The following is a 5676-nucleotide window of genomic DNA, read 5'->3' as shown; positions in this document are numbered from 1 at the left end:
ATTGGTTTTTCATTTGAGAACCTTGGCCGATTTTGTGAGAGATTGAAGCTTATAGGCAGCTAACCCTCTTTTCTATACCAAAGTGTGTCGGTTATTATGGCAATCTAAGTTTTTCATAGCGAGGAAACTTCATGACTTCGATAACGTTAGCGACTATTCCAGCTAATCAATTAACAGAATCAACATACAATACAGAGGGTAAGGAATATAGTCAGCTAAACTTAAGTAACAACCGCATTTATGCTGCCATTAATGGGGATGTGAAAGCGGCAACGGACATGGGTTTTTTTGATACATTATTTGATAAGATTTTCAATTCTAGTCAAAAAGCGGAAGCGTTGGACTTACTTAAAACTATGATTGAGAATGAGCTGACGACACCACATCACCAAGCAGATGGACGTTATGATGAGAGTTTAACTGAATATCACAGTTTAAAGAACAATTTTGATGCATTAAAATCGTTAGCTGGTGAGCATAATAAAGGGTTGTTTGTTATCGAAAACGAAGGCAGCTTGGAGGACATCAGTGTGGTATTTACTGTTGCTGGGCAGCCTATTCGTTCCGCATTGAATCCAAACTATGTTTATGATGATCGTCAAGATATTCTCGATGGATTTGGCTCTTATTCTGAAGAGGGTGACGCCTTAATATCATCAAACGTTTTCGCTAATGAATTTGTGTAGATATCTATTTAAAGTATCTGATTATTAAGGTTAAAGCTGAGTACCACTTGATTACCTATGATGGGGTGAGAAGTACTGCTGAGTTGCCAACCTTGTTGCTTAACGATTTGATCCACAATATCCAGACCCATACCGAACCCCTGATGTTGAGCTGTGTATTGTCCAGTTTGCATCGGGACGTTATGATTTAGCGGTAAGTCTGGGTTTGAATTAAGGCTTGAATGTAAATGTGTGTCCGTATTGGTGATCGATATCATTTTATCTTTAAGGTAAATGCTGACTGATCCACTTAACGTATGTTCAAATGCATTACGGATAAGATTACTTAATGTGATCCGACACAGCGATTCCGGTAATGGGTAACAGACTGGATTGTCTGAATCAAAAATGACTTCTACATCGAGTGATTTTTTTGTGAGGAGATAACTGTGATCGGCAATAATGGTGTTTATCATCTGTTTGAGATCGACCGATATCGCATATTGAGTTGCTGTTTCATTGCGGTTTAAAAATAATATAGCTTCAGTGGTTTCAGTCATGATCTGATTCGCGCGTCGAATATTAATATGTTGGTCATCAATATCTTGCCTGCCGAGAGAGCTTCGAAGAGTGATGATGTCAAGTGCAGAGCGCACAACGGCAATCGGCGTTCTGAGCTCATGGCTTGCATGTTGTAAAAACTGCTTCTCTCGTTGATGGTATTGATGCATGCGTTGCATTGTTTGATATAGCGTATTCGCCACAACCCCAATTTCGCTTTTATCTTCCATTATTGTAAATCGACGTTCTGGATTACTTTCATCTAAGCACTCAGTCATATGGGTTAGCTGATTTAATGGATTGAGGACTTGAGTGATTAATTGTTTAGCGATTAAGTAGACGATGCTAATGGCGATAAGTGTAATGATGGCAATAGACCGTGGCACACTTAAAGGGGCGGGCCTTTGGGAAGGATGAATGGCGTGTATAGGGTTTTCGTGATAGACCAGATATAAAGGTTTAGCTATCGCCTCAATAGGAAATCGCAGTACAAAATAGATATTCTCGGGTCGTTTAAATGTCAAAGTTTGGGCATTATCAAAAATGGCAAGCTCATAGTCATCGAGTCGTTTATCGCCAATTAACTGTGTTATAGAGTCAGGTAATGCCTTTTTGCCCAGATAACCGGAAAATGCACCCCCTGTTGGGATATCATAATGGGTATTAATGTTCAGTTGCTCAGCATAATACTGCGCCATCGAGAGCATGGCTCTGTGGGTTGTACTGTGAATGCCAATAAAAAACAGCTTATAAAGCAGTAATGAAAATACCAGTACCAAGATCCCTAAACTAATAAGTAATTGCTTTTTAAATTGATAACGTAAGCTAAGTTTGTTTTGTATGCGATATGATGTCATTAATGACTTCTTTTATTAGGGGGAGTGTAAACCGAACTTTAAGCATTGGGCTTAGCGTTTAGCGTTTAGGTAGTTTCATTGACAACATCAATGCTTTTTTAAGCGCTTTTAAGTTTTAGAGTGAGTCCAACCCCTCTAACAGTGTGTAATAAAGGTGTTTTAAAGGGCTTGTCGACCTTCTGCCTGAGCTGATAAATGTGCGATTTGAGTACATCGGAATCGGGCAATTCATCAGACCAAATAATGTGCTCAATTTCTTGGCGGGTCAGTACGTTGGGTGATGCTCTTAGCAATGCTTCGAGAATTTGCCAGCAGGCTCGATTAAGTTCAATTGGATGACCCGCACGTGTAACTTCTCTTGAGGCGATATCCATGGTGAGATCGGCGACATTTAAGCTGAAATGGGTGGGCGTTGAGCGCCTGATGAGAACGTGAACTCGAGCCATGAGCTCTGGTAAATCAAAAGGTTTAACAAGATAATCATCGGCCCCAGTGTTGAACCCTTGTAGTTTATTATCCAAAGAATCTAGCGCAGTCAACATTAATATGGGTGTTTGGTTTCCGGCTTCTCTGAGTGACTGGCAAACAGATAAACCATCCATTCTAGGTAACATGATATCTAAAATGATGGCGTTAAATCGCTGGGATTTTGCTAATAATAGTCCTTGTGGACCATTATCAGCATAGTCACATTCATAGCCATGTGTTTCGAAAAACTCAATCATGTTTGTTGCCAGTGCTCTATTATCTTCAACGATTAAAATCACTATGGATGCCTATTGTCATGACGGCTTTTTTGAGTGTTTTGATAACAAAATTACATCAAATGGTCAAGTATAACAACCATTGAAGCCTTTAAGTTTATTGGTAATTAATCTTATTAAGTCGGATTGATACTGGTTCACCTAAAATTCACTTTGGCTTTGTTATGGTGCTATTTTATTTACACAATTGAAGTGTAATTGATAACAATATTTTGAATGATGCTGATGTTTGATGGCCGATGTTTGTTAAAGCATCTTGCCTTTCAGGTAAGCGTTAGCCCTTTAACCTTGGAGACAATAAATGATTAACGCTATCGGTTCGACAATGCAAATGCCTAGCATGCAATTTAATCAGTCAAGCATGACCAGTGAGGAAAGGATATCGGTACAAGCACTGCTGGCCGATTTTTCCGCTGATGATCTTAGTGAAATTGATGCGATGAGTATTGTTGAAGGTTTGTCATCTGCTGGGATTGCGCCGAGTCAAGAATTGGCACAAATAATGGCAGAGAGTGGTTTTGATGCGCAAGCCATCGGGGAAATGGCAGGTGTGAATGATGCTCAAATGCCACCGCCTCCACCACAAAATGAGATGATTCATTCAACGGAAATATTGAGCTTTCTCGAAGAGTTGCTTGAAGACTTTGATGGGCAGTTAAGTAATGACGAGCAGCAAAGTATTTTATCCCAAGTGCAAAGTCAGTTTGGTATGAAGCAAAGTGACTCAATTATAGATATTAGAGCTTAATTGAATATGGATGTTTTCGCAGTGGTTGAGGTTACATGCTGCTGTGAATAGCTCTATTTCTCTTCGTGGATATTGAGCTTTATTTTCCTCCTCTTAATAAACGGTATTCACCTTGAATTCACCTTTGATTCGTTAAAGTTTAACAAAGCTAACATTTGAACAATGGACCTTTCGGATGGAATTGAGATGAATAAAATAATATTACCGATAACCTTAATACCGCTATTGATATTAACCGCTTGTGGCGGCAGTGATTCAACAGAGCCAAGTGAAAGTATTGTAACGGTCAATGCTGCGCCGATTATTGTGTTTGATGACATCCAAACGGTTCGCGTAGGTGAAGAGGTGAGTATCACAGCGACAGTCACAGATGATGACGAAGTGAGTTTGAGCTGGAGTCAGTTATTAGGAACTTCGGTCACGTTAACCGAAGTCGATAGTGAAAGCTTGAGTTTCATCGCGCCCGCAGTTGAAAATGATGAGGTATTAACCTTTTCATTAACCGCTGATGATGGTATCAACGAACCGGTCATGGATAGTATTGATGTTTATATTACAGCAGAAAATGCATCATCACTGAGTCGCTGGATAATTAATAATGAAACGGCATCGAGTTATATCCACTCAGCAACAGGCAGTGTACTTGAAAATGTACAAGTGGCAGAACTTGTTAATGTGGATGTGGATAGTATTAATGTGGAATACGTCTACGTTGAAACGACGGGGATCCCTAAATACGATGTGATCCTCGCTCAAGATTTAGTGGATGAACTCAATCAGAGACCGAAAGCCAGCACTGATTTTTCAGCAGGAAGTGCCAATATTGTTGAAGGGCAAGAGGTTGAGTTTGGGGAAAATATTGGTTTTAACAGTAGCGCCGAGAACTGTTTAACCACTGGGGGTGATGGTTATTGGCCGCCGGGACCGGGATGTCCGACAGATCAGGCGGTACAAGCCTATTTCCCCGTTGCTCCTACCGCACTGGATGACAGTATTGAAGCTTGTGAAACTGGGCTAGGAAAAATAGGTCTCATGGTCAATGGCACCAGTATTTTCAATTGGGGTGATGGTATGAGTCAAGGGGATAACCTTTGGTATACTTTGGCGCCAGTTGCTGAGCAATACGATGTGGATATTTGTGGCGGGCATGCCGCGAGAGGGGATTACCATCATCATTTTTATACCCGCTGTTTAGCTAATTTGGTGGGTGATGAGGGCAGTGGACATTCGCCTATTTTCGGATTTTCTGCAGATGGTTACCCGCTTTATGGACCTTATGAAACTGATATGACGTTAGCCATTAGTGGCTGGGAAATCCGTGATTATGACGCTGAGGTAAGCGCAGGGGGCTGTAGTACGGAAGGGGTGAGAAGTTGTGTATTGGTCGATGTTTACGATATCTCTAAAGGAGTGATTCAGGTGAGCAATGGCCCTGATATTGACGAGGAAGTGACGACTTTATCGGGTAATATTTTATCGGCTAGTGATGGCTATTATTTTGAAGATTACTATTATGCTCATAATACTGTAGAAGGGACGCAGCTCGATGAGCATAATGGTCACGATACCGATGATGGCCGAGGTTATCATTACCATATTACTTTAACTCAAACGCCAGCAGGCAAACTAGTTCCCGCCTTTCCGTATACCATTGGTCCTCGTTTTAAAGGCGAACTGGCGAGTAATGCTATTAGTCAATGTAGCTCAGGAAATAATGGTGGCATGCCGCCGCCAAGACCATAAGATTCGCTAAATGGAGCAAAATTAACAAACCTTGGGTTAAGATTAGTCCAAGGTTTGCTTCGCTAGCTTCCTTGTATTCCAAGATTAAGCAAAGTCAGTCGCGGTATATTATAGTTGAGTCATGTCTTTAATTCTGATGTTACTATCATGAAATATCGAATGCTTATCTCTAAGAATATAGTGCTATTGATTTTGTTATTTGTTATTTGTTATTATCTCTTGTCGTTACCTAGATCTCAGCAATAAGCGACACACGTTTACCTGTTAAAAACTCATAAGGACTGAGAAAGTTTAACGCCTTTCTTGGCCTCATGTTAATTAAAAATTCAGCATTGGCT

5 protein-coding genes and 1 pseudogene are annotated in these 5676 nt (G+C 40.5%); 3 read left to right on the top strand and 3 right to left on the bottom strand.

Annotated elements, in window-relative coordinates; translation table 11 throughout:
• Window positions 1–131: 131 nt before the first annotated feature.
• Complete coding sequence (locus tag L2764_RS25410; RefSeq protein WP_248943155.1) at window positions 132–686, top strand: hypothetical protein; 555 nt, start codon at window positions 132–134, stop codon at window positions 684–686.
• 8 nt (window positions 687–694) lie between these two features.
• Here L2764_RS25410 and L2764_RS25405 read toward each other — a convergent pair whose 3' ends face one another.
• Window positions 695–2083, bottom strand: a complete 1389-nt coding sequence (locus tag L2764_RS25405) for a sensor histidine kinase (RefSeq protein ID WP_248943154.1) — start codon at window positions 2081–2083, stop codon at window positions 695–697.
• Window positions 2084–2181: 98 nt separating this feature from the next.
• Complete coding sequence (locus L2764_RS28080) at window positions 2182–2850, bottom strand: response regulator transcription factor (protein ID WP_312018386.1); 669 nt, start codon at window positions 2848–2850, stop codon at window positions 2182–2184.
• 298 nt (window positions 2851–3148) lie between these two features.
• Here L2764_RS28080 and L2764_RS25395 point away from each other — a divergent pair, with 298 nt between their 5' ends.
• Both L2764_RS25395 and L2764_RS25390 read left to right on the top strand, forming a co-directional pair.
• Window positions 3149–3595, top strand: a complete 447-nt coding sequence (locus L2764_RS25395) for a hypothetical protein (protein WP_248943153.1) — start codon at window positions 3149–3151, stop codon at window positions 3593–3595.
• A 186-nt stretch (window positions 3596–3781) separates the two neighbouring features.
• Window positions 3782–5338 (top strand): YHYH protein, encoded by a 1557-nt coding sequence (locus L2764_RS25390; protein ID WP_248943152.1) that lies wholly within the window; start codon window positions 3782–3784, stop codon window positions 5336–5338.
• A 229-nt stretch (window positions 5339–5567) separates the two neighbouring features.
• On the opposite strand, the pseudogene L2764_RS25385 reads toward L2764_RS25390, so the two are convergent.
• Window positions 5568–5676: pseudogene (locus L2764_RS25385) on the bottom strand (IS30-like element ISVsa7 family transposase); the annotation flags it as partial.

The organism is Shewanella surugensis, assembly GCF_023284005.1.
In the GTDB taxonomy this organism is placed as follows: domain Bacteria; phylum Pseudomonadota; class Gammaproteobacteria; order Enterobacterales; family Shewanellaceae; genus Shewanella; species Shewanella surugensis.
Note: the sequence above shows the minus strand (reverse complement) of the source record. Positions and strands in the feature narration are given on the sequence as shown.